24 protein-coding genes, 1 tRNA gene, 1 pseudogene and 1 riboswitch are annotated in these 24,625 nt (G+C 62.3%); of the genes and pseudogenes, 16 read left to right on the top strand and 10 right to left on the bottom strand.

Going from position 1 to position 24,625, the window contains the following annotated elements:
• Positions 1-6: 6 nt before the first annotated feature.
• Positions 7-252: a hypothetical protein gene (locus OIT41_RS21010; RefSeq protein WP_413542285.1), complete on the top strand. Its 246-nt coding sequence runs from the start codon at positions 7-9 to the stop codon at positions 250-252.
• 40 nt (positions 253-292) lie between these two features.
• On the opposite strand, the gene OIT41_RS14925 is transcribed toward OIT41_RS21010, so the two are convergent.
• The 3 genes from OIT41_RS14925 to OIT41_RS14915 all read right to left on the bottom strand — a co-directional run bounded on the left by OIT41_RS14925 (position 293) and on the right by OIT41_RS14915 (position 2,257).
• The gene (locus tag OIT41_RS14925; protein WP_319801825.1) at positions 293-1,129 is read right to left on the bottom strand and encodes a Flp pilus assembly protein CpaB; all 837 of its coding nucleotides are present in this window, start codon (positions 1,127-1,129) and stop codon (positions 293-295) included.
• A 102-nt stretch (positions 1,130-1,231) separates the two neighbouring features.
• Positions 1,232-1,495, bottom strand: coding sequence for an FmdB family zinc ribbon protein (locus tag OIT41_RS14920; protein WP_059387425.1), 264 nt, complete (start codon positions 1,493-1,495; stop codon positions 1,232-1,234).
• 156 nt (positions 1,496-1,651) lie between these two features.
• On the bottom strand, positions 1,652-2,257 hold the full coding sequence (locus OIT41_RS14915; protein ID WP_241709804.1) for a 5-formyltetrahydrofolate cyclo-ligase: 606 nt from the start codon (positions 2,255-2,257) through the stop codon (positions 1,652-1,654).
• A 117-nt stretch (positions 2,258-2,374) separates the two neighbouring features.
• On the opposite strand from OIT41_RS14915, the gene galU reads away from it, so the two are divergent.
• From galU to OIT41_RS14890, 5 genes are all read left to right on the top strand, one after another.
• Positions 2,375-3,280, top strand: a complete 906-nt coding sequence (gene galU / locus OIT41_RS14910) for a UTP--glucose-1-phosphate uridylyltransferase GalU (protein ID WP_078108149.1) — start codon at positions 2,375-2,377, stop codon at positions 3,278-3,280.
• A 54-nt stretch (positions 3,281-3,334) separates the two neighbouring features.
• Positions 3,335-3,907 (top strand): GNAT family N-acetyltransferase, encoded by a 573-nt coding sequence (locus OIT41_RS14905; RefSeq protein ID WP_171983522.1) that lies wholly within the window; start codon positions 3,335-3,337, stop codon positions 3,905-3,907.
• A 308-nt stretch (positions 3,908-4,215) separates the two neighbouring features.
• Entirely contained in the window at positions 4,216-4,941 is a 726-nt protein-coding gene (locus OIT41_RS14900; RefSeq protein WP_319801824.1) for a hypothetical protein, read from the top strand.
• A 63-nt stretch (positions 4,942-5,004) separates the two neighbouring features.
• Positions 5,005-5,748 (top strand): SDR family oxidoreductase, encoded by a 744-nt coding sequence (locus tag OIT41_RS14895; protein ID WP_264636703.1) that lies wholly within the window; start codon positions 5,005-5,007, stop codon positions 5,746-5,748.
• A gap of 31 nt (positions 5,749-5,779) precedes the next feature.
• Positions 5,780-5,852: transfer RNA gene (locus OIT41_RS14890), tRNA-Ala, on the top strand.
• A 182-nt stretch (positions 5,853-6,034) separates the two neighbouring features.
• Here OIT41_RS14890 and OIT41_RS14885 read toward each other — a convergent pair.
• A pseudogene (locus OIT41_RS14885) lies at positions 6,035-6,238 on the bottom strand (L-serine ammonia-lyase, iron-sulfur-dependent, subunit alpha); the annotation flags it as partial.
• Positions 6,239-6,390: 152 nt separating this feature from the next.
• Positions 6,391-6,491, bottom strand: a riboswitch (glycine riboswitch).
• 99 nt (positions 6,492-6,590) lie between these two features.
• Positions 6,591-8,090, bottom strand: a complete 1,500-nt coding sequence (locus OIT41_RS14880) for a PucR family transcriptional regulator (protein ID WP_264637969.1) — start codon at positions 8,088-8,090, stop codon at positions 6,591-6,593.
• Positions 8,091-8,308: 218 nt separating this feature from the next.
• Here OIT41_RS14880 and speB point away from each other — a divergent pair, with 218 nt between their 5' ends.
• From speB to OIT41_RS14860, 4 genes are all read left to right on the top strand, one after another.
• Positions 8,309-9,313, top strand: coding sequence for an agmatinase (gene speB / locus OIT41_RS14875; RefSeq protein ID WP_264636702.1), 1,005 nt, complete (start codon positions 8,309-8,311; stop codon positions 9,311-9,313).
• Positions 9,310-10,767, top strand: a complete 1,458-nt coding sequence (locus OIT41_RS14870; protein ID WP_264636701.1) for a purine-cytosine permease family protein — start codon at positions 9,310-9,312, stop codon at positions 10,765-10,767. The genes speB and OIT41_RS14870 overlap by 4 nt, the downstream gene beginning before the upstream one ends.
• A 77-nt stretch (positions 10,768-10,844) precedes the next feature.
• Positions 10,845-12,377: an aldehyde dehydrogenase family protein gene (locus tag OIT41_RS14865; protein ID WP_264636700.1), complete on the top strand. Its 1,533-nt coding sequence runs from the start codon at positions 10,845-10,847 to the stop codon at positions 12,375-12,377.
• 28 nt (positions 12,378-12,405) lie between these two features.
• Positions 12,406-13,701 carry a D-arabinono-1,4-lactone oxidase gene (locus OIT41_RS14860; protein ID WP_264636699.1) on the top strand — a complete coding sequence of 432 codons (1,296 nt, stop codon included), beginning with the start codon at positions 12,406-12,408 and terminating at the stop codon, positions 13,699-13,701.
• Positions 13,702-14,053: 352 nt separating this feature from the next.
• On the opposite strand, the gene OIT41_RS14855 is transcribed toward OIT41_RS14860, so the two are convergent.
• Positions 14,054-14,494, bottom strand: coding sequence for a VOC family protein (locus tag OIT41_RS14855; RefSeq protein ID WP_264636698.1), 441 nt, complete (start codon positions 14,492-14,494; stop codon positions 14,054-14,056).
• 233 nt (positions 14,495-14,727) lie between these two features.
• On the opposite strand from OIT41_RS14855, the gene OIT41_RS14850 reads away from it, so the two are divergent.
• From OIT41_RS14850 to OIT41_RS14840, 3 genes are read left to right on the top strand one after another with little or no spacing between them, the layout of a single operon-like run.
• Complete coding sequence (locus tag OIT41_RS14850; RefSeq protein WP_264636697.1) at positions 14,728-15,579, top strand: phosphotransferase; 852 nt, start codon at positions 14,728-14,730, stop codon at positions 15,577-15,579.
• A 43-nt stretch (positions 15,580-15,622) separates the two neighbouring features.
• Complete coding sequence (locus OIT41_RS14845) at positions 15,623-16,825, top strand: App1 family protein (RefSeq protein ID WP_264636696.1); 1,203 nt, start codon at positions 15,623-15,625, stop codon at positions 16,823-16,825.
• Between the two features lie 32 nt (positions 16,826-16,857).
• Positions 16,858-17,502: an NADPH-dependent F420 reductase gene (locus OIT41_RS14840; protein ID WP_264636695.1), complete on the top strand. Its 645-nt coding sequence runs from the start codon at positions 16,858-16,860 to the stop codon at positions 17,500-17,502.
• Positions 17,503-17,587: 85 nt separating this feature from the next.
• Here OIT41_RS14840 and OIT41_RS14835 read toward each other — a convergent pair whose 3' ends face one another.
• The gene (locus tag OIT41_RS14835) at positions 17,588-19,033 is read right to left on the bottom strand and encodes an SLC13 family permease (RefSeq protein ID WP_078108239.1); all 1,446 of its coding nucleotides are present in this window, start codon (positions 19,031-19,033) and stop codon (positions 17,588-17,590) included.
• A gap of 62 nt (positions 19,034-19,095) precedes the next feature.
• On the bottom strand, positions 19,096-19,659 hold the full coding sequence (locus OIT41_RS14830) for a gluconokinase (protein ID WP_264636694.1): 564 nt from the start codon (positions 19,657-19,659) through the stop codon (positions 19,096-19,098).
• A gap of 134 nt (positions 19,660-19,793) precedes the next feature.
• On the opposite strand from OIT41_RS14830, the gene OIT41_RS14825 reads away from it, so the two are divergent.
• The gene (locus OIT41_RS14825) at positions 19,794-21,257 is read left to right on the top strand and encodes an MFS transporter (RefSeq protein WP_319801823.1); all 1,464 of its coding nucleotides are present in this window, start codon (positions 19,794-19,796) and stop codon (positions 21,255-21,257) included.
• A gap of 7 nt (positions 21,258-21,264) precedes the next feature.
• Here OIT41_RS14825 and OIT41_RS14820 read toward each other — a convergent pair whose 3' ends face one another.
• On the bottom strand, positions 21,265-21,765 hold the full coding sequence (locus OIT41_RS14820; protein ID WP_264636693.1) for a hypothetical protein: 501 nt from the start codon (positions 21,763-21,765) through the stop codon (positions 21,265-21,267).
• Between the two features lie 408 nt (positions 21,766-22,173).
• On the opposite strand from OIT41_RS14820, the gene OIT41_RS14815 reads away from it, so the two are divergent.
• Positions 22,174-22,875, top strand: a complete 702-nt coding sequence (locus tag OIT41_RS14815; protein ID WP_264636692.1) for a hypothetical protein — start codon at positions 22,174-22,176, stop codon at positions 22,873-22,875.
• Positions 22,876-22,940: 65 nt separating this feature from the next.
• Here OIT41_RS14815 and OIT41_RS14810 read toward each other — a convergent pair whose 3' ends face one another.
• Entirely contained in the window at positions 22,941-23,381 is a 441-nt protein-coding gene (locus tag OIT41_RS14810) for a hypothetical protein (protein ID WP_264636691.1), read from the bottom strand.
• A 321-nt stretch (positions 23,382-23,702) separates the two neighbouring features.
• Between OIT41_RS14810 and OIT41_RS14805 the strand changes: the two genes are divergently transcribed.
• Positions 23,703-24,587 (top strand): sugar phosphate isomerase/epimerase family protein, encoded by an 885-nt coding sequence (locus OIT41_RS14805; RefSeq protein WP_264636690.1) that lies wholly within the window; start codon positions 23,703-23,705, stop codon positions 24,585-24,587.
• The last annotated feature ends 38 nt before the right edge of the window (positions 24,588-24,625 follow it).

The raw sequence follows: 24,625 nt of genomic DNA, 5'->3' as shown, positions 1-24,625 counted from the left end.
AACGCAATGGCGGAAAGCAAAAGCACTCATTCCAGGCCGCTCGCGGGCACCAGCGCCGGAGCGGCAGACGCTGATACCGGGTTGGCCACGCAGGAGAAGGCAGAAGTGAAGCCCGCACCGGAACGGAAGCCGGCAGGAGAAGGTATTCTGCCCAAGAAAGCTTCCGAGGACGATCCGCGCCGTTGGGGCGATGAATCCAGCTACGACCATGACGCTTGGCTGAAGGAACAAAGGCCCCCGCACTGGGGCTGAATGGACCATCATGGTGGTGACTCTCCGGCGGGGTTTCGCATTACCGGTTACCTGGGGGACTGACGAGGACAAAGAACAGTTTCCCGCGTGTGGAAGCCCCGGCCAGGATTTCGGCCTGTTGCGGATTGGCAGCGACAACCACAAGGCCGTCCGCCTCGCTCGTGCCCAACCATTGGCCGGCCTTGCCTCCTTGCGCGGACGTCCACAAAACCGGGACCGCAGCCGCCAGGAGTTCTGATTTCCTGCCGGGCCCTTCGAACCCGTCGGCCGCAGTGAGCACAACGTTGACCAATTGGCCCGGCGAGATGAGTTGAATAGAAGCGGGATCGGCCATGCGCAGCGGAACGGCCGCCGTCGCGGGTGCGGTGCCGGTCAGCAGGCCGGGTCCCAGGATCTGCGCGTCTGTGGGGATCTGCCCCTTCTGCAGGGGCGAGGCGAGCTGCTTTCCCCTATAGGCAGTGCCGGGAGTGAGCGCCCCGGCTGGGATTCCGTCAGGAAGGACTTCGAGTGGTTTGAGGTCGGAATCCGTCAAGCTGGACCCCGCAGGAAGATCCCGCGCGGCGGCCAGGACGATGGCTCGCGGCTCCGAAGCAGGAGTCAATTGATGGACTGCGACCCCGACCGCCACGCATAGCAGGAGTGCAACCACGAGGCGACGGTTGCGGTTCAGCCAGCTAGCGAAGGTGCGGTGCTTGTACTGTCTCTTGGGAGGACCCAAGCGGCCTCCGGCTATGGAGGGGAAACGCCGAAGACGGCGGGTGTGGGACGCGGCAATCGGCCCCGGCAGGCTATTGCGTGGAATCGATGAAGGCCTGGTTGGACCGAAGCCAAGCGATGCTGAACCGGCGCCTTGGGAAGCGTTCGGGGTTGCGGGCATGCTGCCACGCTAACCGGGCACTAAGGCGCATGGCAGGGCCTTAGTGAGCTATGTGGAAACGTTGAGCTATGTGGAAAAGCGGGGGCAACTGGTACCCAGGAATCAGCTCGCGGCAGCCGCAGGAACGGACGCCGGAGCCGGAGATGCGGCAGGTGCCGCGGGAGCGGCCGAAACAGTACTTCCCTTGGAGTCCCGGGAGTCGGTGCGGTAGAAGCCCGATCCCTTGAAGACAACGCCCACGCTGTTGAACTTCTTGCGCAACGATCCTTGGCACTCAGGACAGTCGGACAGGGAGCTGTCCGTGAAAGCCTGAACGATGTCAAAGGCATGTCCGCAGTCTTTGCAGGCATAGGCGTAAGTGGGCACTGGTGATCCTCCTCCGGGACGAACTGCAGGTCCTGTGTTGCCGAGGCGGATTGTTCCGTCCATTAGCAGTCCCAGGGCCTGAGTGCCAATTCTATCATCCGGCGTCGGGACCGGTACTACGGAATGTGGCGAAGCAGACAGGCCGGTAAAGCCTCATCATGCGGGCCGAACGAGCTGGACGATCCGATGTGGGGTGAGTGCCTCCGCCACCGGTTTGTCGAACGGTTCGGCCGGGATCGTCCCCGCAGGCAGTACTTCATGGTCGTAGACGACGGCCACAGTCGGCGGACGGTTCCCGTCGGCGTCGAGCTTGTCGAGGAGCCGGTCGTAGTAACCGCCCCCTTGGCCGATGCGGTTTCCACCCTCATCGACGGCGGTGGCCGGCAGGAAGATTCCGGTCGCATCCTTGATGACGTCACTGTCGAAACGTTCGCCCACCGGCTCGTCGATCGGGGCATACTTTGAGCGGACAAAAGCGGTCTCCGGTGTCCAATAGACCCAGCTCAGACGCCGTTCCGGTTCGCAGACGGGAAGGAGGATCCTGTGCCCGGCCGCGTGGAGCGCAGCGAGCAAAGGCATTGTGGGCGGTTCGGCGGCCACTCCGAGATAGGCCGCGAAAGTCGCGGGTCTCCCATGGGCAACATCAGCCGCCCATGAAACGCCCCGGCGGGCAATCCCCGCTCCAGCCTCTGCGCGCTGTTGCCCGGTCAAGGAGAGCCGGCGCTTGCGGTGATCCCGGCGGATGTCGTCTTTCAAAGTCACTTTTGCTCCATTTCCCGCTGCTGTGCGGCTCAGGGATGGGGAAAGGAACGGTGTGCTCCTTTGGGCCGGCACGTTCCTTTTTGCCCATTGTCCAGTTACTTCCGTTAGATTAGTCCGGTGACTTCCAATAACTGCGCCGTCCGCAAGGCCGTTATCCCTGTAGCCGGACTCGGCACCAGGTTTCTGCCTGCCACTAAAGCCATGCCCAAAGAGATGCTCCCGGTAGTCGACAAACCGGCCATCCAATATGTTGTCGAAGAAGCTGTGAGCGTGGGACTCAATGACGTCCTCATGATCACAGGCCGCAACAAGCGTGCATTGGAAGACCACTTCGACCGGGTACCGGCTTTGGAAGCGACGCTGGAGGCCAAGGGAGACATCACCAAGCTGGACTCGGTGCAGGCCACGAGCAACCTCGGCGATATTCACTACGTCCGCCAGGGCGACCCCAAGGGGCTGGGACACGCAGTGTTGCGTGCAAAGCAACACGTCGGGTACGAACCTTTCGCGGTTCTTCTCGGCGACGACCTCATCGACGCCCGGGACACGCTCCTCAGCGACATGATCGAGGTCCAGCACAAAACCGGTGGATCCGTTGTGGCCCTCATCGAAGTCGAGCCCTCCCAGATCAGCGCCTACGGCTGCGCGGACATCGAGGACATCGGTGAGGACGGCTACGTTCGCATCAAGCAACTTGTCGAAAAGCCTGCTGCCGACGAAGCTCCGTCCAACCTGGCCGTGATCGGCCGGTACGTACTCCACCCCTCGGTGTTCGACGTTCTCGAGAAGACCGAACCGGGCCGTGGGGGAGAGATCCAACTGACGGACGCCCTTCAGGTCCTGGCTGCCGGCGAGGGTGAAGGCAGCGGCGTCTACGGAGTCGTCTTCCGCGGCCGTCGCTACGACACCGGAGACAAGCTCAGCTACCTCAAAGCCTGCGTCCAGCTCGCATGCGACAGCGAAGACCTCGGGCCTGGACTGCGGGAGTGGCTGCCGGGCTTTGCCGCCGGCCTCAGCAAGTAGGTCCTCGTGTGGGGGTCGGCCATATGGCCGGTGACGCTCGAATGCGGCGACCTCATGTTGCGTCCCATTCACTACCGGGACAAGAAGGAATGGACCGAGGTCCGCTCACGCAACAGTGATTGGCTGGCGCCTTGGGAAGCCTCCAACCCGGCCCCGGGTGGTCGCCTTCCCAACTACCGGCAGATGGTGGCTTCCCTCAACGCCCAGGCCCGGCAAGCGAGTGCGCTCCCCTTTGTGATCACGGAGCGTATTCCTGGATTCCAGGAGCCTAGGATCGTAGGGCAGTTGACGGTCTCTTCGATCATGTGGGGATCGGCGATGACGGCCACGCTTGGCTACTGGGTGGACCAGGCCCGGGCCGGCCGCGGAATAGCTCCCACTGCGGTTGCCATGGCCACCGACCATTGCTTCAAAGCCCTTGGCTTGCACCGGATGGAGATCAACATCAGGCCGGAGAACGGGCCGAGCCTGCGAGTTGTCGAGAAGTTGGGATTCCGCGACGAAGGGCGCCGCGAGCGTTTCCTTCACATCAACGGAGAATGGGCTGACCATCGAAGCTTTGCGTTGACCTCGGAAGAGGTCCCCGGAGGCTTGCTGGCCGCTTGGCTTCGGCACGGAGCCAACTAGCCGCTTTCGGCGAATAAGGGTCATAAGTCCATTGATTTGCCGACTCTCCGACGACACACCGATGGCAATGCGGTGGCCTCCGGCTATTTGCTTCTACGGTTTTGATTGTGGACTTCCCTCTCAGCAGCTCGGTGATATTGGTCATTGCTGTCGCGCTGTGGATCGTTTGGGTTGCGCCATACATACTCCGGAATCGTCGCCAGCACATCCAGATGGCCGGTGACTTCCCAACAGATGTTATTGACGAAGACGCTCATGAACTGCAAGCCGGGGTGGTTCTGTCAATCACCCCTCGGCAGGAGAAAGCAATGGAAACCATGCAGAGCACCGCAACCGCATTGCCCGAGGTATCGGCCGGCGCCGGCGAACGGCGTGATGCTGCATCGGAAACAGCGGTCTTCAAAGTCAGATACGGGCGCTGTGCCCTTGCCCTTGCCGCCGTTCTCCTCCTGCTCGCGGCTGCCGTTTCCGGCGTCCTCCGCATTCTTGGCCTCGTTTCCGCGTGGCTGCCGCTGGGATGCATAGTGGGCGTGGTCGCGACCGTCTTCCTGCTTCGCCGACTGGCCATCCGGGACCGCAGGGCGAAGATAAACAAGGCCTTCCGGAACGCGATGGCCCCTCCAGCCGAGAGTCCCCGCGCAAGCGCTCCTGCAACGGACCGTCCGGCGACCAAGATTTTCGACGCCGAAGCCCACGCCCGTGAAGCGACGCGACTGACCGCCGTCGAACTTCGTCAAGCCGCCCTCAATGTTGCTGTCGCCGCCGGCGACAACACAGTCCGGTTTACAGCGGAATCCAAGGAAGCTGAATGGCAGCCCGTGGACGTCCCCAAACCAACATACGTCGATGCCGCCAAGGCGCCGCGGCCCGCCCCCGAGCCCCTCGACCTGCCTGAGGCTCCCAAGCCTCTCGGCAAGCCGACGTTGAAGCCAGCCAGCGCACCGTCCGTGGGCGCGTCGGTCCAGGCGCAGCACGGCAAGCCCCAGAGTGGCCTCAGCAACCTCGACGACGTCTTGCAGCGCCGCCGGGCATAACCTCCAGTGACTACCGTCTGCGTGGCAGGTGGCACGGGACAAGTGGGCCGTAAAGTCGTCCGTTTGGCGCTCGACGCCGGGCTCGACGTGACGGTGCTGAGCCGCCGCCCGCCGTCGGGCGCGTCACCAGTCCATCGCGACGGCGCGCGCTACTTTCAGGCTGACGTCACCACAGGTGCCGGGCTGGCCGAAGCCCTGCAGGGGGCCGATGTGGTGATCGATTGCTTGGAAGGGCAATTCGGAAAAGCGCGGAGGAAATTCGCCGACGGCGGCGCGCGCCTGCTCGCCGCGGCCACCGTTGCCGGAGTCCGTAAGGCCGTTCTCCTCTCGATCATCAATTGCGACCAGACCAGCGCGGCGTTTTATGTCTCCAAAGCAGACAAGGAGCGGGTCTACGCACTCTCGTCGCTGGAGACGGTTGTTGTGCGGGCCACCCAATTCCACAGCCTCGTGACGGCGGTTTTCCAGGCGGGCTCGAAAGTCCGCCTCATCCCGGTCTTCAAGGGCGCGCGCTTTCAAACGATTTCGCCGACGAATGTGGCGTCCGAGTTGCTTGCCGAGGCGTTGCGGGAGCCTTCAGAAGAGCGGCACCGGACGCGAACCATCGGCGGACCGGACATCTGGTCCATGCGTGAGCTCGCTGAGATCTGGCGCAAGGCATCGGGACGTGCCGGGCTTCTCGTGGAGGTGCCGTTGCCGGGGGAGATGGGCAGATATCTTCGGAAGGGGCTGAATCTGGTCCCAAGCCAGCGGACCGGGACAGACACGTTCGAGGCCTGGTTGGCGAAGCGCGAAGAAAGTTTGTAGCCTAGGGACACTGGCAATGCACAGTTGACCAGGGGCTATAGCTCAGTTGGTAGAGCGCTTCGTTCGCATCGAAGAGGTCAGGGGTTCGAATCCCCTTAGCTCCACAGTGAAGGCCCTCCCACCTGCGGAAACGTTGGGCAGGAGGGTCTTCGTTGTTGCTGGGGTTGCGAAATCACTAACCTGGCACTGACATCGGTCCCGGATTGAGACGGGCTCCGGTGGTTCTGCCCCTTTCGGCCCGTCGAGCCCTTCCCCCTGTTCGGGTGTGAGGAAGCGCAGCGCGTTGGGTGAGGCCCAGGTTGTGTTCCATTGCGATCTCGGCAACGTTCTTCACCTGTCCCGGGGAGCCGCCCATGACTTCGGCCAAGCCGGCGGCGGCCATCGAGGAAGCGGAGCCGACCTCGCCCTGGCAGCCCACTTCGGCGCCGGAGATCGAGGCCTGCTCCTTGTAGAGCCCCCCGACGGCGCCCGCGGCAAGCAGGAACTTCAGGGATGTCGATCGCGGCGAGGCGGTCCGCGGCTAATTGGGTTCCTCCCCGCTCTGTATCGGACCTGAGAGATTCCGCAGAACGCATTGTCGCGTTGTGTTCCGCTTGCACCGTCGGTGAGCCGGACCGAAGCCTGGCTGCTTTCCAGAGTCGCCTCGCCGCAGCGGTACGGGGGCCTGAGAGATTCCTGGGGAGGATTTGCTCCTACGGCGCCTGCCCGGTTCAGGACTGGGAGGACTCTCCCGCCACGGTTCGAAAGGCATATTCAGATTTGGGGTGATTTGGCTCACACCATACACACAACGTCAGTGCCGGGGCAACATCTGCTTGCGGACATTGCTATCGGCAGCGGGTTTACTTGTGCATGGCCTCATGGATCTGGAGCGCAAACCAAAGCTGGGCCAACGTGGAGGTTTCGGTCATGTCGAGCCCCGTCAACTCGCTGATTTTCCGGATGCGGTAGATGATGGTTTGGCGATGGGCGAAGAGCGCCGCGGCAGTCTTTTGCCATGACCTCTGAGTGTCCAAGTAGGTCTTCAAAGTCACGATGAGATCGCCTTCCTGGCTCTGTTCATACGTGAAGATCGGGCCGAGCAGCCGCTGTACCAACGCCGTTCCCTCCTCGAAACTCGTGAGCCCCAGCCAGGAGGGCCCCTCGGCGTAACGGGTCAGACTTACTGCATTGCCTTTCGCTGAACCGAGCGCCCACAGCGATTCCTGGAGTGCGCGTTGGACGCCCCCGGCAGACGTAGGCGAGCTGATGCCAATCCGGACCCCGGGCCCCGCGCAGTGGATCAAAACGTCATCCGTCACCCCCGCGGTTGCCGCTACATGAAGGGTGTTGAGACGCCGCAGGCAAGCGGCCTGAAGTCCGTGGCGCCACAGTTCCACGTGAATGTTCGCCAGCCGCTCGCCGTCGTCGGCCCCTATCGAAACCACGACGAAATTCTGCGCGGAAATCTCAAAATCGCTGAGCCTGATCTCCAGTTCCGCGATCCCGAGGCGCCCATCGAACGCCTGCAGGAGGAATTCGCCTGCTAGGCGGTGCCGCCCTTCCAGGGACAGGGCCGTTCGCGAGAGTTCCAGTCCCAGCACCGTCGCCGCATGCAGAAGCACGACGGCGTCAGGGTGCGGATCGCTTTTCGGCAGCACCACCAGCACCGCATTGGCGTGGGTGGGGATGTCCATCATCAACACGTGCCGGTCCCGAAGCCGATGCCATTGGAACTTCTTTCCGGTCATGGGTATATGTCCCGTCAGGGGGGCCAATTCCGCTTGCAGGAAGTCCGGCAACGGCTCACCATCCGGGTGCCAGGGATGGAGGCATCGCCGGTCCACGACGAAAAGCTCCGCATTGAGCTCAGCCGCGAGTCCTTGGAGAAGGCCTTGCCAGTGGTCCTCAATTGTTCCCGCCGTACGAAGCAAGTCATACACCCGTGCGGTCTGACGCAGGCGTCGCGATTCCTCCAAAAGGGAAGCTTCAGCCACGGTTCGCGCGATAGCGATGAAGGGCAATGGATACGGAATGCTAATCAGCGGCAGCGGCAGCGGCAACTGCTCGCAGGCCGCCAGGAACTCCGGCAGCAGCTCCGGAGCATGCATCTTTTCCCCGATGGCAAGGGCACTGGCACCTGCATCGACGAGCGCCTCGGCGAGCGCAACTTGGCCTTGGGGGTCGGCGGGGATGGACAGGCCATTGGTCATCATCAGTTCGCCGCCGGTGACCCATTCCCACAGCCTCGGCAGGTCGGAGGTGTGTGCCCAGGTGATCCGGTTGTCCCTACCCGCCGACCCGGCCAAAAACGTGAGTCCAAGCTGAGGTTCCGCCACGAGCTCAGCCACAGTAATCGCCATGAAAATGCGCTCCCAGATCGTTGGTTTCCGGCCGATTTCAGAGTGCTTAGACATTTGTATAAGAGCCTCGGCCATTTGTAGTCAATCTACCGCTATACGTCGTGATGCACGTCACTAAGAATTGGATTACCTACTTCCCGCTCAAAGGCGAGCACCCCCACCTCCCAACATCGCTGCCAGCGTCGCCGCCCGGCAGCAGGCTACCGAAGGATCCCGGCATGACAACGCATCAGCCCATCGGCCCCGTCGACGCAACAAAAGTTCCCCGGTATGCGGGCCTCGGCACTTTCGCCAGGCTTCCCCAAATCGACCGCGTCCCGGACTACGACATTGCGATCGTCGGCGTACCGTTCGACGGCGGAACGTCCTTCCGGCCCGGCGCCCGTTTCGGTCCTGCCGCGGTCCGCGAAGCCTCCCGGCTTCTGCGTCCCGGGTACCATCCGGAATTGGACGTTGAGCCCGTCAACGAAGTCCAGGTTGTGGACGCCGGCGACATCGCCTGCACCCCTTACGACATCGCACGGGCCGTCCGTGAAATCGAAGAGCAGGCATTGCCCCTGATTAGTGAGGACAAGAAGCTCATCTCGATCGGTGGCGACCACACCATCGCCCTTCCGATGCTCAGGGCCCTGAACAAAGTCCACGGACCGGTCGCGTTGCTGCACTTCGACGCCCACCTGGATACATGGGACACCTACTTCGACCAGCCGGTCACCCACGGAACCATCTTCCGGCGGGCGTTCGAGGAAGGCCTCCTCGTGGAAGATAGGTCCATGCACGTCGGAATCCGCGGGCCGGTCTATGACCGCAACGATTTCCTCCGCGACCATGAATTCGGATTCCAGATCATCCGCTGCTCGGACCTGGACGTCTTAGGCGTTCCCGCCGCCATTGCTCAGGTCAAGGAGCGGCTCGGCGACACCCCGGTCTACGTCTCCATCGACATCGACGTCCTGGACCCCTCCTATGCGCCGGGCACCGGCACCCCTGAGATGGGCGGACTCCACTCCCGAGAGCTGCTGGCCCTGCTCCGCGGACTGGACGGCATCAACATCGTCGGCGCCGACGTCGTCGAGGTCGCGCCGGCTTACGACCATGCAGCCATCACCTCGGTGGCCGCGGCCACCCTTGTCTTCGACCTCCTCGCGCTGATGGTGAATCGCGGCAAGGCCGAAACGTCCGCTGTCCGTCAATTGCAAGCAGCATCCTGGACTGCATCATGAGCACCCGAAGCAATCCCGCCGCTGTCACCGAAGTGCCCAGGCTCGAAGACAAAACCATTCAGCCCATCCCGTTGAACGAACGCCACGGAAAAGCGCGGGACCTCTTCACCATCTGGTTCGGTTCCAACATCATGATCATGACCATCGTTACCGGCGGACTGGCCACGACGGTGTTCGGGCTAAGCTTTGTGCCTGCCATCGTGGGAATCATCCTCGGAAACGTCATCGGTGGCGTCTTCATGGCGCTGCACTCCGCCCAAGGACCGCAATTGGGCGTGGCACAGATGATCCAGACCCGCGGCCAATTCGGCTCCTTCGGAGCACTACTGATCGTTGTCATCGTGGTGATCATGTACGTCGGATTCTTCGCCGCGAACCTGGTCTTTGGCGGCGAGGCAATGGCCGCAGTCAGCCCGGACATCAGTGTTGACGCGGGCATCATCATCATCGGCGTCGTGAGCGTTGTTGCCACGATTTTCGGCTACCGGCTCATTCACGCCTACGCTCGGTTCCTCAGCATCGTGGCTGGTTTGGCGTTGCTTCTGGCCTTCGTCTGGATCATGTTCGTCCACGGGCTGCCTGCCACTTTCCTCTACCAGGGAAACTTCAACTGGGTCGGCTTCATGGCCACCGTCTCCGTATCCGCCTTGTGGCAGCTCGCCTACGCTCCGTACGTCTCGGACTACTCCCGCTACATGCCGCAAGGCACCGGCTCGGGTCCGGCGTTCTGGGCCTCCTACTCAGGCTGCGTCCTGGGCACGCTCTTCCCGATGATCCTGGGCGCCCTGGTGGGAACCTTGGCGGTCACGATGGGCGCAGACGCCGGCAACGTCGAAATCGTCGGCAGCATGGGAGCGTTGCTCCAGCCATGGACCCTGGCAGTCGTGGGAATCTTCTGCCTCGGCGTTGCAGCCTCGAACGCCATGAATCTCTACTGCGGCGTGCTGTGCAGCCTCACTATTGGCCAGACGTTCAAGCCGAACTGGCTGCCCCGCGCCAAGACCCGAAGCGTTGCGGCAATCATCCTCTTTACCTTCGCACTCCTGATCTCGCTGTTCGCACGCGACAATTTCATCCTGTTTTACACCAACTTCCTTTCCTTCCTGATGTACGTGCTGGTTCCCTGGACGGCCATCAACCTGGTCGACTACTACCTTCTCCGGCACGGCGACTACAGGGTTGAAGACTTCTTCAAGCGCGACGGCGGAGTGTACGGGCGCTTCAACTGGGTGGCCATCGGAGCCTACGTGGCAGGCGCCCTGGTCCAGCTTCCTTTCTCGGCAACAGCGATCTACACCGGGCCCGTCGCAGCGGCAATGGGTGGCGTGGACCTCTCATGGATCGTTGGCCTCGTTGTGGTTGCCCCGCTCTACTACGTCGCGGCACGCGTGTTCCGGAAGAAGGCCGAGGCCACAACGTTCCAGGCCCCCGTACTCGCAAGCGACTTGGTCTGACGCACCGCAGACCATCCGCCTGTACTTCCCATAAACTCCCGACGCCACGACCGGCGCTAGAAAACAAGGGCAAAATCATGACACTCATCAACACCGAACAGTTCATCGTCCGCCGCGTGAGCGAAGACAGCAGCTCCCCTGCAGCCCACCACGCCTCGGGCATCGTGCCATTGCCTCTGCCGCCCGGCGGGCACTTCATTGGAGGATCGTTTGTTCCGGGCACCTCTACCCACCTCATCGACGTCGTAGATCCCGCCACTGGACTGGTCATCGCCTCCGTGCAGGCCGGCACAGCCGCGGACGTTGACGTTGCTGTTGAAGCCGCCGTGGCTGCCCAGAAATCCTGGGGCGCCACCACGCCGAAGGAGCGGTCCGAGGTCTTGAACATGATCGCCAACATCATTGAAGCCAACCGTGAAGTCTTCGAAATCATCGAGTCCGCCAACACCGGCAAGCCGCGAACCGTTGCTGAGGACGATGTCTCCAGCACTATTGATACTTTCCGTTTCATGGCCGGAGCATCCCGCACGCTGACGTCCATGGCTGGCGGGGACTATGCGACCGGGCACACCTCGGTGATCCTCAGGGAGCCCGTGGGCGTGGTTGGAGTCATCACCCCGTGGAACTACCCGTTGCTGATGGCTGCCTGGAAGATCGCGCCCATCCTGGCCGCCGGAAACAGCATCGTCCTCAAGCCGTCGGAGCAGACACCGCTCTCGACGCTAAAGCTCGCGGAACTCCTGGCCGGACGTATTCCGGACGGAATCCTCAATGTTGTGACGGGACAGGGCCGGACCGTCGGACAGCGGATTTCCGAACACCCTGACGTTGCCCTCGTCGCCTTGACGGGGAGCGTTGTCAGCGGGCAGGCCGTCGCGGAGACCGCGGCCAAATCGGTCAAGCGTGTTCATCTGGAACTCGGCGGCAAGGCTCCGGTTGTTGTGTTTGCAGACGCGGACCTCCGTGCTGCCGCCGCCGGCGTGCGAAACGCCGGGTACTGGAATGCCGGGCAGGACTGTGGCGCTGCGTGCCGCGTACTTGTGCACGAGTCGGTGGCTGCCGAGTTCACGGAACATTTGGTGCGTGAAGTCAGCACCCTGGTGGTCGGCGCTCCGCAGGCAGGGGACGACGTGGAAATCGGTCCCATGATTTCCCACCCGCATTTCGAACGAGTCAAGGAATCGCTGGCCGAGGCAAAAGCCGCCGGCCTGCACATAGCCATCGGAGGTTCTGCCCTCGAAGGACCCGGCTACTTCATCGAACCCACGGTCATCAGCAACGTGCCGGCCGGGGCGCCTATCGCCACCCACGAGATCTTTGGTCCCGTGGTCACGGTCGAGACTTTCACTTCCACCGATGAAGCCATTGCACGGGCAAACGAGAGTCCCTACGGACTGTCTGCCTCGGTATGGACCCGGGATTCAAGCCTCTCCTTGAGCGTTCCAAAGCAACTCGACTTCGGTACGGTCTGGGTAAATTCACACTTGGTGTTGGCTTGCGAGGTACCGTGGGGCGGATTCAAGGGATCCGGCTACGGCCGGGACCTCTCGCTTTACGCCCTGGACGATTACTCCCGCACCAAGCACCTTATGATCAACCACGGCGCATGAGCGTTCAGACAAGCAACGGAGCTTAGCAATGACCACCGCGAACCTTCCCCGCACATCAGTCTCGTCGCGCGCGGCCACCCCGCCGACCCCTTTCGGAACAGACGTCACCTGGACCAATTGGGGCGGGAACCAAAGCGCCACGCCGGCCTTCACCGTCCGGCCGCGGACTGAACAAGAAGCGCTCGACGCCGTTCGTTTCGCGATCCGCGAAGGCTTGCCCGTGCGGGCGGTCGGCTCAGGGCATTCGTCCTCACCGCTGGTCCAGACGGGGGGCGTCCTGATGGACATGTCCGCACTGTCGGGCATCACCGGAACCGACCCTGTCCGGCGTCGCGCCAGGGCCCTTGCAGGCACCACGATCAATGCCTTCGGCGATCCATTGTGGGAGCAAGGCCTCGCGCTGAGCAACCAGGGAGACATCGACAAACAGCAGATTGCTGGGGCGCTTTCAACCAGCACCCACGGTTCCGGGAAGGATCTGGGTAGCTTCTCCTCAAGCCTTCGTTGGGTGAAGCTGATCAATGGTTACGGCGAGATCGTCGAAATCGGCGAGGGGCAGCTCTGCGAACTCAGGGCAGCCCAGGTGGCTTTGGGTACCCTGGGGATCTTCCTTGAGGTGGAGTTGGCGGTTGAGGAGCGCTACTACCTGCAAGAACAAATCACCTATCCCACGTGGGCGGAGACCAAGGCAACGTGGCAGTCCGACATCGACGAGAACCGCCATTACTCGTTCCTCTGGTGCCCGGAAGAAGGTTCGTGCGAGCTCTTGGACCTCCCGGGCGCGCCGGGCCTTAGCATGGCAAACCGCAGCTACACCAAACGGTACAACATCGCGCAGATCCAGGACGAGGGCGAAATTTCGGGTACGGAAGGTGCCCGGCTCGACCGTTCGTACCGGATTTACCCGGGCGGATTCACCACGCCGTTCCATGAACTCGAGTACTTTGTGCCGAGCGAAGTCGGACTGGCCGCCGTCGAGGCCGTCCAGGACCTGATCCGAACCAAACACCCTGACCAAAAATACCCCGTGGAGGTTCGCTGGGTGAAGGCCGATGAAGGCTACATGTCCCAGTTCCAGGGACGTGACACCACCGTCATCACCCTGACCACCGAACCCGGGACCGACTACTGGCAGTTCTTCCGCGATGCCGATACGGTGCTGCAGGAATTCGAGCCACGAGCGCACTGGGGAAAGATCCACTTTATGACCAGGAGCCGCTTGGAACGCCTCTACCCGGAGCTGGACACCTTCATCCAGATACGTCGCGAGTTCGATCCGCGCGGCATATTCCTCAACGACCACACCCGCGCCCTTGTAAGTTAATTGGCCGCCCCTGAAGGTCCGCCGCGTAAACGCCCACTATCGGGAGTAGAGGGGTCGGTGTTGCGTTAGGGTGGGACACGAAGGCCTCCTGGGTGAGCAGCGGTTCTTAGACAGCTCCACTCCACCCCGGGAGGCCTTCGTCATGGCGGAAATCTATGCCGTGTTCTCACACGACTTCAACCAATGTCCCTGGGTGGGCAGTACGTCTGGCCGCTACGTCGGCATCGCGTCACGCTACGCAATTTTTTGGGCCCCGGGCTCTTCCGAAACCCCGGAATCCCGGGCTTGACGTCTCTCGGGAGCGTCAAAAACCTGCTCGGCGTGACACGGTTCCTCCTCAGGCCCACCTCCTTCAGCTCAGCCGCTCCGCCAGGGACACGATGATTCCCTCCGGACCGCGCACGTAGGCCATTCGCCAGGCACCCTCGTACTGGCCGATGCCACCGACCAGCCCATACCCCTCCGCAGCCAGCCGATCGACCCGCGCCTGAAGATCGTCGACTTCGAAGGACAAGCTGCGCAGTCCGAGTTCGTTGGCCATGGCGGCAGGCGATCCCGGCTGGGGGTCCGGCCTGACGAAGCTGGAAAGCTCCACGCCGGTTCCTCCGTCGGATGTTCTCAACATGGCGATCTCCGTACGGGAATCCGGGATCGCTGTGACCGTGTCAATGAAATCGCCCTCCACGAACGTCCGGCCTTCGACTTCGAGCCCGAGTCCGACGAAGAACGCCGTCACCTTATTGAGGTCCCGAACCGTGACACCGACATGGTCGAACCGCATGATGCGCGACATGAGAAAAGCCTCCAGATCTTCGTTTGCGCGGCCCCGGATGGAGCCCACAGCGGACTCTACGGCGGATTCACGTGGAGAGAAAGAGCTCTGTTCAGGGTGGGGATACTGTTCCGCCCGACTGCGGGAGGAGTTTCGGCACGCTAACCGGTGAGTGGGCGCCCCGTGCGTAGGCTGGGGGAGTGGCCATGCATAAGAGTCAGCTCAGTCTGGACCGGTCTGAAGCAGTGCGGTTGGTGCGAGGGCTTTTTCCTTCGTTCACCGAATCGGAGGTCACAGCGGTCGAGAGTACCGGGACGGTCAACTACCTGTATCGGGTGGGAACCCGCACCGCCGTCAGGTTCCCGATGCAAGGCGGCGACGCTCGCGAAGTCCGTGCAGTCCTCCTAGCGGAACACGCCGCAATGCTCGAGTTCGCCGCAGCGAGCATGGTGCCGTCTCCGTTGCCAGTTGCGATTGGTGACCCCGGCAGGGATTATCCATTGCCGTGGTCTGTTCAAACGTGGATCGAGGGCGAGATTGCGACCCCAGGCTCGGTCGCGTCATCCACATCGTTCGCGTTGGACGTCGCAGCGCTCATCGGGAGCCTTCGGCAGGCGGATACTAAGGGTCGCTCATTCTTCGGCGAGGGCCGCGGTGGGGAACTGACAGCGCACGACGGGTGGATCGCGCATTGCCTGCAACGAAGCGAAGGACTCTTGCCGGTGGATCGGCTCCGCCGGGCCTGGGGATCGTTCAGATCACTGCCTCGTCTAGGTGACGATGTGATGTGCCATAAGGATCTCATTCCTGGAAATGTGATCCTTAAGGACGGTCGCCTCGCGGGGATCCTGGACACTGGTGGCTTCGGCCCTGCTGACCCGGCGCTCGACCTCGTTGCCGCCTGGCACATGCTTGACTTCTCACGACGGGAAACCCTGCGAACCAGCCTCGCGATCGGGGACCTTGAATGGAGGCGGGGCGCCGCTTGGGCCTACCAGCAGGCAATCGGGCTCGTCTGGTACTACGCCGAATCGAATCCCACAGTGAGCGCACTTGGGCGGAGCACGCTGATTCGCCTGCTCACGGATCCGATCCTGGGGTTGTAGAACGGATGCCGCCGGACATCTTGTGCCATGTCAGACTGAACCCATGTGTCCCCGTTCCGTGAAGCCGCCCACTCTGTCCCTCAGCGCAAAGTCCGAGAGCGCAGAATCAGACAGCGTAGCCGGCGGCGACCCGAAATCGTCGAGCGGTGCAAGCCCGACGCCGTCGAGCCGCGTACGCCGCCACCTCGCCTTGAGACTCGACGACGGCTGGCTCAAGTTCCAAACGCGTCTCGCAATCCGGCGCGGTCGGGTGGAGACCGTCATCCCCTACACCGGTTACGGAACCACTTCCTGGGTCCGGGTATTGGCGCGTGTCGTCCGCAGTGACGCGCGGGACACCGGGTCCGGTGCTCAGGCAAACGGGCTCAACCCGTTGCAGGAAGGAATGCGCGGCTGGCGCAATTTCACGAGCGCGCCCGTGGCACACGCCGCCGTGCGCGTGACTATCGCAGGCACAGATCATGACGTCGAAGCGGACCGTGGAGGCGTGGTCGACGCGCGTATCCCGGTAGCCCTCGACGCCGGTTGGCACACAATCACGCTGCAATCCGGGGAATCCAGGATCGTGGAGGCGCCAGTGCAGATCGTCGCTGACGACACAGACTTCGGCGTCGTCTCCGACATCGACGACACCGTGATGGTCACGGCGCTTCCCCGCCCGTTCCTGGCCGCTTGGAACACTTTCGTACTCGACGAACACGCGAGGACGCCGACGCCGGGCATGGCTGTGCTGTACGAACGGATCGTCAGGACGGTGCCCGCGGCACCCGTGGTGTACCTGTCGACCGGAGCCTGGAACGTCGCACCGACGCTGTCGCGCTTCCTGTCCCGCAATCTGTATCCCGCCGGCCCCAAGCTTCTCACCGATTGGGGTCCCACCCCGGACCGCTGGTTCCGCAGCGGCCAGGAGCACAAACGGACCTCCCTGGAACGTCTCGCGGCGGAGTTCCCCGGTGTCAAGTGGCTGCTGGTTGGTGACGACGGACAGCACGACGAGGCCATCTACGCCGAGTTCGCCCAACGCCATCCGCAGAACGTCAGGGCCATCGCGATCCGCCAGCTATCGGTCGGTGAGGCGGTGCTCGCGGGCGGACGGTCGAAGTCCGGGGGGCAACCCACCCCGGGGGTCCCCTGGATCTACGCTCCGGACGGTGCAGGGATGTCCGCCCAGCTAGAGCAGCTGGGCATCATCCGGCGCAGCCTCCGGTCCCCTATAGTTGGCAATCAGCGCCGCGCGTACCATTAGCTCAACCCTTCCATCATCATCTGGAGGTTGACGTGACAACTGCAATTATTGGAACCGGAAACATCGGGTCCCGGGTCGCCCGAAACCTTGTCCAAGGCGGCGAGCCAGTTGTTTTGGCAGCCCGAGATCAATCCCATGCTGAAGCGTTGGCAGCTGAGCTGGGTTCGTTGGCGAGTTCGGCGAGCGTCGCCGATGCGGTGTCACAGGCTGACGCCGTCGTGATGGCCGTGTGGCTGGACACCGAGAAGGGACTAGTCTCCCAATTGTCAGCGGCACTGGTCGGCAAAGTCGTGATCGACCCCACCAACCCGATCGGGCCTGATGGCCACGGCGGCTATACCACTACGCTGCCGGAGGGCCAATCGGCGGCCTCGATCGTGGCAGCCCTGCTTCCAGCCGGTGCGTACTTGGTGAAGGCCTTCGGTACGTTGGGTGCTGACGCGCTGGGGTCGGCAGCCAACAGGCCGGACGAGCGGGCTGTTCTGTTCTACGCCACTGACGACGACGCGGGGGCCGAAACCGCGGAGCGGCTCATCAGTGCTGCTGGCTTTGATCCGGTCAAAGCCGGGGGAATCGATGCGGCCGGCAGATTGGAGCTGATGCGAGGAGATCTTCACCAGAATGGCGGCCTTGGTGGACGGCTTTTGAACGCTGACGAGGCGCGCGCCGCCCTCTAAGGCCGGTCGATCGCGGCAGCTTGCACAGAGAAGGCCCTCCGAACTGCGGAAACGCAGGATCGGAGGGCCTTCGCCAAGCCAGGGGTCAGACGAAAACGGAAAGCAGCAGTACGAACGCGAATCCGACGACGGAAATGATGGTTTCCATGACCGACCAGGTCTTGATTGTTTGCCCCACTGTCATCCCGAAGTATTCCTTGACCAGCCAGAAACCGGCGTCGTTGACGTGGGAGAAGAACAGCGATCCGGCACCGATGGCAAGCACAACCAGCGCAAGCTGGGCAGGCGACAGACCGGTCGCGAGGGGTGCGATGATCCCGGCGGCCGTCACCGTAGCAACGGTGGCTGAGCCGGTGGCGAGGCGAATCAGCACTGCGATGATCCATCCCAGCACGAGGGCCGACAGGCTGGCCGCTACCGCGATCTTGGCGATCGCGGTTCCGGTGCCGCCGTCGACGAGCACCTGCTTGAAACCGCCGCCCGCGCCGACGATGAGCATGACTCCGACAATCGGCAACAGGCTCTCACCGATTTTCTTGGTCAGGGTGGAGGCGGAGAAGCCCACCCGGGTACCGAAAGTCACCATGGCCAGAAGGACCGCCACGAGCAGCGCAAAGACCGGATCGCCGATGAAGTCGAGCAAGGGCCGCAGGGCGGCGTTCTTGTCCATCCAAATGTCTGCTCCGGCTTTGATCAGCATGAGCACCAGCGGCGACAGTAGGGTCACCAGGGTCCAGGCAAAGGACGGGCTCCGCGTTGCTTGCGGATCCTGTGCTTTTCCTGCGGGTGCGTCGCCGCGCGAACTGGCGGCTTTCGCACCAGGGCCTTGGGAACTGTCCGGCCGGGCGTTCGCGCCTGCCCCAACGGTGACGGCCAAGCCGGCACCCGCAGCTCCGATCGGTACCATCCGTGCGGCGAGACGGCCAAAGAGGGGACCTGCGATGATGACGGTGGGAATGGCTATGAGCAGGCCGAAGGCAAGAGTCACACCAACATTGGCGTGCAGGATGCCGATCGCGGCCAAGGGGCCTGGGTGCGGCGGGATGAACCCGTGGAGCACGGACAAGCCTGCCAAGGCCGGAATGCCAAGGCGCATCGCCGGGCCCTTGGAACGGTGCACGGCGAGCATCACGACGGGTATGAGCAGCACGAGCCCGATCTCGAAAAACATGGGGATGCCGATGATGCCTGCGATGAGTGCCATCTTCCACGGGAGCGTTGCGGGCCGCCCATGAAGAAGCGTGTCCACGATCTTGTCCGCACCGCCGGAATCGGCCAAGAGCTTTCCTAGCATGGCTCCCAATGCAATGAGCACGCCGACATAGCCCAGCACCCCGCCAACGCCGTTTTCGTAGGACGTGGTCACCTTGTCCAACGCGATACCCGAGGCTATACCCACGAAGAGGGCGCCGATGCTGAGTGCCAGGAAAGCGTGCATCTTTACCCAGACGATCAGCAAGACGACTATCGCGATGCCGATGGCCGCCACCACAAGCACTTGGGTGTCATGGCCGGTCCACGGTTGATGCATCGCGTCCGTCGTGGCGTCTGTGGCGACTCCGGCGAAGGGTCTGTTAAGGATGGAGATTCCGTTCATGGTTCTCGTCCTGTTCCGCTCGGCCGCAGGCCGAACTTGTCCATGATTTGTTGGGCAATCACTCCTGGAGCTGGACCAACGTCGATCCGGATTCCTGGCTCATCCGGGGACAGTTCCTCAAGGTCCGCTAACTGACTCCCCAACATACTGGCGGGCATGAAATGGCCGTGTCGTTCGGCCAGCCGTGCGCTGATGGTCCCGGGCGTCCCGGACAGAAAAACGAAGACGACACCTGAACCTCGGCGATTGATGATGTTTCGATAAGACCGCTTGAGCGCCGAACAAGTAATGACGCCGTTTTCCCCATGATCCAGCCTCCGGTCGACCCACTCGGCAACCTTCTCCAGCCAGGGATATCTGTCCTCATCCGTGAGCGGATGTCCCGCTGCCATCTTGTCGATGTTTGTTTGGGGATGCAAGGCATCGCCTTCTTCGAAGGCCCAGCCAAGCCGCCCCGCAAGGAGGGCGGCGACCGTGGACTTGCCGGAGCCGGAAACACCCATCAAAACCAGCACAACCGGTTCGGCCAAAGCACGCGTCGCAAAGTCCAGAGGGTCCATGGAGCCCATCTTGGCAGCACGTTGGCCTCTGAGCCATAGCGAATCGCAGCTGATTTCCCGGCGGCCAAGGCCGGAAATGCTTCCATCAAGCGCATATAGGAAGCATACTGATGATCTACTCAATGAGGAGGGTCATGTCAGCAGTGAAAGGTGCAACAAGCGACATCATCGAAACCGACATCCCCGGCCGGATGGATCGGCTGCCGTGGTCCAGATGGCATTGGATGATCGTCATCGGCCTCGGCACCGTCTGGATCCTGGACGGACTGGAGGTCACGATCGTCGGCGCCATTGGGGACAGCCTCACGCAGCCGAATGGCGGCCTCGGCATGTCCACAGCGGACATTGGCGTCGCGGCCGCGGTCTATGTAGCCGGCGCCTGCGTCGGGGCCCTCGTTTTTGGGCATCTCACGGACAGGTTCGGGCGGAAGAAGCTCTTCCTGCTTACCCTCGGGCTGTATCTGCTTGCCACGGTGGCCACGGCGTTTTCCCTCAACCCGATGTGGTTCTTCATTTGCCGCTTCTTCACCGGTGCGGGCATTGGCGGAGAGTATGCGGCGATCAATTCCGCGATAGACGAGCTCATCCCGGCAGCACGTCGCGGCGTCGTGGATTTGGCCATCAACGGCTCTTTCTGGCTCGGCACGGCGTTCGGCGCCTCGCTTTCAGTGCTGTTGCTCAACCCGAGCATCTTCGCACCGGGCATTGGCTGGCGTCTCGCCTTCGGCCTGGGAGCGTTTCTCGGCCTGCTGATCCTGCTTGTGCGGCGCAATGTGCCTGAATCGCCCCGTTGGATGTTCATCCACGGACGGGACAAAGAGGCGGATCAGCTCGTGCGCACGATCGAGGACGACGTCGAGGAGGCCACTGGGGAGAAGCTGTCGGCAGTCCACCAGACGCTCAAGGTCCGCCAGCGCAAGTCGATCGGCTTCGGTGTCATCATCAAGACGGCTGTCCAGCGCTACCCGAAGAGGGTCGTCCTGGGCTTGTCGCTCTTCATCGGCCAGGCCTTCCTCTACAACGCGGTGTTCTTCACCTATGCGCTCGTGCTGACGAAATTGCTGAACGTCCCCAGCGACCTTGCCCCATGGACGCTGGTCCCGATCGCCGTCGGCAACTTCCTTGGCCCGCTCGTCTTGGGCCGCTTCTTCGACAGCGTCGGGCGCCGCACGATGATTTCAGGTACCTACATCGCGTCAGGTGTCCTGCTTGCCATCACGGCGTTCGTCTTCGCCAGCGGAGCGCTTGATGCTTTCTGGCTCACCGCCTGCTGGATGGTGATTTTCTTCTTCGCTTCAGCGGGCGCCAGCTCTGCGTATCTGACAGTGAGTGAAATCTTCCCCATGGAGACTCGGGCCATGGCCATCGCGTTTTTCTACGCCGTGGGCACCGGACTGGGTGGCATCATCGGCCCCATCCTGTTCGGTAGGTTCGTGGGAGAGGGAATCCAGTCCGTGGCCTTCGGTTATGTCATCGGCGCCGTGCTGATGGTCGCCGCCGGCGTCGTCGAGATCGTGTTCGGAGTTGAGGCCGCAAGACGGTCGCTGGAAGACATAGCTGCCCCGATCACTGCGCAGTCGGAGGGAGTACCGGCCTGACGACGGCTCAGTCCGAGCCCTTGCCGATCTCGGACAGGAGCGGCAATTCTCGAACGGCACGGGAGGCGGCAATCCAGCAAGCTGAAATCACGACGCCGGAGCTCGCCGCGGCGAGTACGGCACCGGTCGGAAGGAACAGGGCCAGAACACCGGCCAGAGCAGCGCCGATCGGGTCGATACCCCACGTGAGGACCCTGCTGGCGGATGAGAATCTTCCGAGGGCTTCGAGGGGAATAAGAAGCTGTTTGAGTGTTTCGGTTCCGGTGATGTTGACCATCACGCAAGACGCCCAGAAGCCGAGCGAAAGCCCGAGGAGAAGTACGTTCGAGACGACTTGTCCAGGCGTGAGTAAAAGCATGCCGAGGCCTGCGAGGGCTGGGAGCATGAAAGTTGCCATGAGTGCCCGGACAGGCCGAAACCTGTCCCAGACCCAGGGTGCGGCCATCATGGAGAGCAGGCCGATGATTCCGCCGACAGCTCCTGCGATTCCGACCTCGGCCGGCGTCATGGATCCAGTCCGCAGTGCATGTGTGACATAAACCGACTGGATCGCCGCCGTGAATAGGTTGAAATGGGCAATCGACAAGGTGACTGGCCGCATCACGCGATCCCGTACGAGAATTGCGAATCCTGAACCCAGCGACAAGAAGTAGCCCCTGAAAGTGAATGTCTCCGGTGGCGCCTGTCGCTCTTCCCGGATCCGGCCAACCGCCAGCGCTGACACCAAGTACGTGAGTGCATCCGAAATGAAGAGGACCACGGACGCCGCTCTTGCGAAACAAACCAGTCGACCCGATTTCGAGCCGGTCGGGCTCCTCCGCTGGTGCCCGGCCGTCCGCAGAAAAGACGCGGCGGGCCACCGGAACCCGGGCGCGCCGGGATCTACGTTTGTCAGCGGTTGATGTGGAAGCCGTGCTTGCTGGGTCTTGCCGATGGGCTTTCAGGCGGCATGGAAACCACTACACCCAAAAATAACGAAAACCGTGGCGTGGCACATCGTGATCGGGGTTACTGTGTTGGCATGTGGAAGGCAGAGCCCGACAAAGGTAGTACATGGCCGACAGAAATGCGGATTGCAGTGGACCTGCACAATCCGGAACTGCTGAGGCTTTTGTATGCACGGGATTCTTGGCGTCTCGATGCATCTGAGGATCTCCCCGGGCTTGGCCCATCTCCGGCTCCTGTTCAGATCACTGACGCCCAGAGATCCGCCTTCGCAAAGGATTGGGGCGGACACTGGTCTGAACTGAGGTCCTGGCTTTTTGAGTTCGAAGATTTGAAGAGCACCCAAGGGATTGAGACGTTCACCGAAAAGATCGCTACGCCGCCTATTTGGTACGATGTGCTCCACGGTGACCTGTTCCCGGAAGAAGACTTTGAAATTTGGCGTGCCGGGCTGCGAAGCTTCCATAGCGACCCGCTGGACGAACAACCCGAACGGAAGAGCTTTGATGCCTTGAAACGTGCCTGGGAAAGGGGGCTGACAAATATTCTCGTCTTGCCTTACGAGAGCCCTGTTTTGCGAGTGCTTTCCCCCCACACAATCGAAATGGACTTCGCGACGTACGCTGAGCCCGAGCTATTTGATAGCGCTTTGGATCATTTTTCCGCTAACTAAAAATTCGCCAGAAAAAAGGATGCAGGGAAGCTTTCGCCTCCCTGTATTCTTTTCGCCGTTATTGGTTATCCGTAGGCGGCAGTTGGCCCTCCGGAGTAGCAGGCCGAACCGTCATTGAGAATGACGTATGAGGAGATGGGGACGACGGCGGCTCCCGGACCGACCGCTGTTTGGGCGCCTTGAGCTGACCATGAAGGGCCTGTGGAACCGCCGCTGAAGTTAAAGTTTGCAGAGTCAATCCGCCCGACCGCGTTGACATACCAGCTGCGCGTCCACACTCCCACATAGACGGAATAGCCGGTATTCACGGCAAGAATGTCATTGGAAAGTTTGGCGGCCGTAACAAACGACGAGCCGCAGGACCTGCTCACTGAACCGTAAGGAACGACTTGATCGACCTTTATCCCCTTGGCCTGGGCGTTTGCCTCGCGAGCCTTTTCCGCAAGCGCTTTCGCCTTCGCGGTCACCGGAAGCGGATCGAGATCACCCCTAAGGCCGGCCTGCACGGAACGCACAATCCGGAGGAGGCAGATGATTCGCAGCCCGTCACTACCGGGCTCTCCTAAGACGCCTCGGAATCACGGTGGCCTCCTGCTCGGCAGCCGGCACCGTCTACAACGCGCACAACGCCGCCGGCGAACTCTGCCGGGTCGGGAGCTGCTCCACGCGGCCGGGCGGCGCCACCACCTACTCCTATGCCGGTAACGGCCCGGTCTTCGCCAATCGAAATGGAAAGTTGCCAATATTTGGCAATCGGTTGTCAATGCGACACCAAGCTGGCTAGACTCGAGGCGAACGCATGCCCGTGAACGACCACTTGGCGCCATATGCCGCCGTGCGGGCGAAGGGATCCGAAGGAGATTTCCGTGACTGAAACCAATGCCGTGTGGAGCCTGTCCGGTTTCGGCGACGAAGTAGATCCCGATCCCGCGGTCCAGGCTGCCGTACTGCAGGCTCTCGGTGCCAGCCACATCGAAGTGCGCAGCGCGTGGGGCACCAATGTCTCCGAGCTCGAACCCGAAGAGGTTGAGCGGCTCAAGGCCATCCTGGACGGGAAGGGACTGAAGGTTTCCGCGGTCGCGAGCCCCATCGGCAAGATCGACGCCAGTGTTCCCGTGGAACATGAACTCGCCCGGCTGCGCCAGATTATTTCGGTGGCCAAGGGCCTCGATACCAAATACATCCGCATCTTCTCCTTCTACCGAGCCGAAGGGCAGAGCCCGGAAGACATCCGCGACTCAGTGATGGCGCGCCTGACCGCACTCACGAACGAAGCGGCCGCGTCCGGCGTCGTGCTCCTGCACGAAAACGAAAAGGGCATCTACGGCGATACGCCCGAGCGAGTCCTGGACATCATGGAGACGGTCGATTCCCCTTCATTGCGGGTTGCCTGGGACAGCGCCAACTTTGTCCAGGTGGGCGTCAAGCCCTACACCGAGGGTTACGCCCGGCTGCGCCCGTATCTGGAGTACTTCCAGGTCAAGGATGCGGTGGCCGGTACCGGTGAAGTAGTGCCCGCCGGCGAAGGCGGCGGCGAACTGGACGCCACCATCGCCGCACTCAAGGCCGATGGCTTTTCCGGCTTCTTTTCCCTCGAACCTCACCTGGCAAGCACCCACGAACTGGGCGGATTCTCCGGACCCGTAGCCTTCGGCGCCGCCGCGCGCGCCTTCGCGGCACTCGCTGCCAAGAACGGTGTTGCCCTCGCCTGAGGGCCTGTAGGTTCAAAGGAAAGAACTTTCGAGGGAGA

The organism is Arthrobacter sp. YA7-1 (assembly GCF_025960325.1).
Classification (GTDB): domain Bacteria; phylum Actinomycetota; class Actinomycetes; order Actinomycetales; family Micrococcaceae; genus Arthrobacter; species Arthrobacter bambusae_A.
This window is presented reverse-complemented; position numbering and strand designations above follow the sequence as displayed.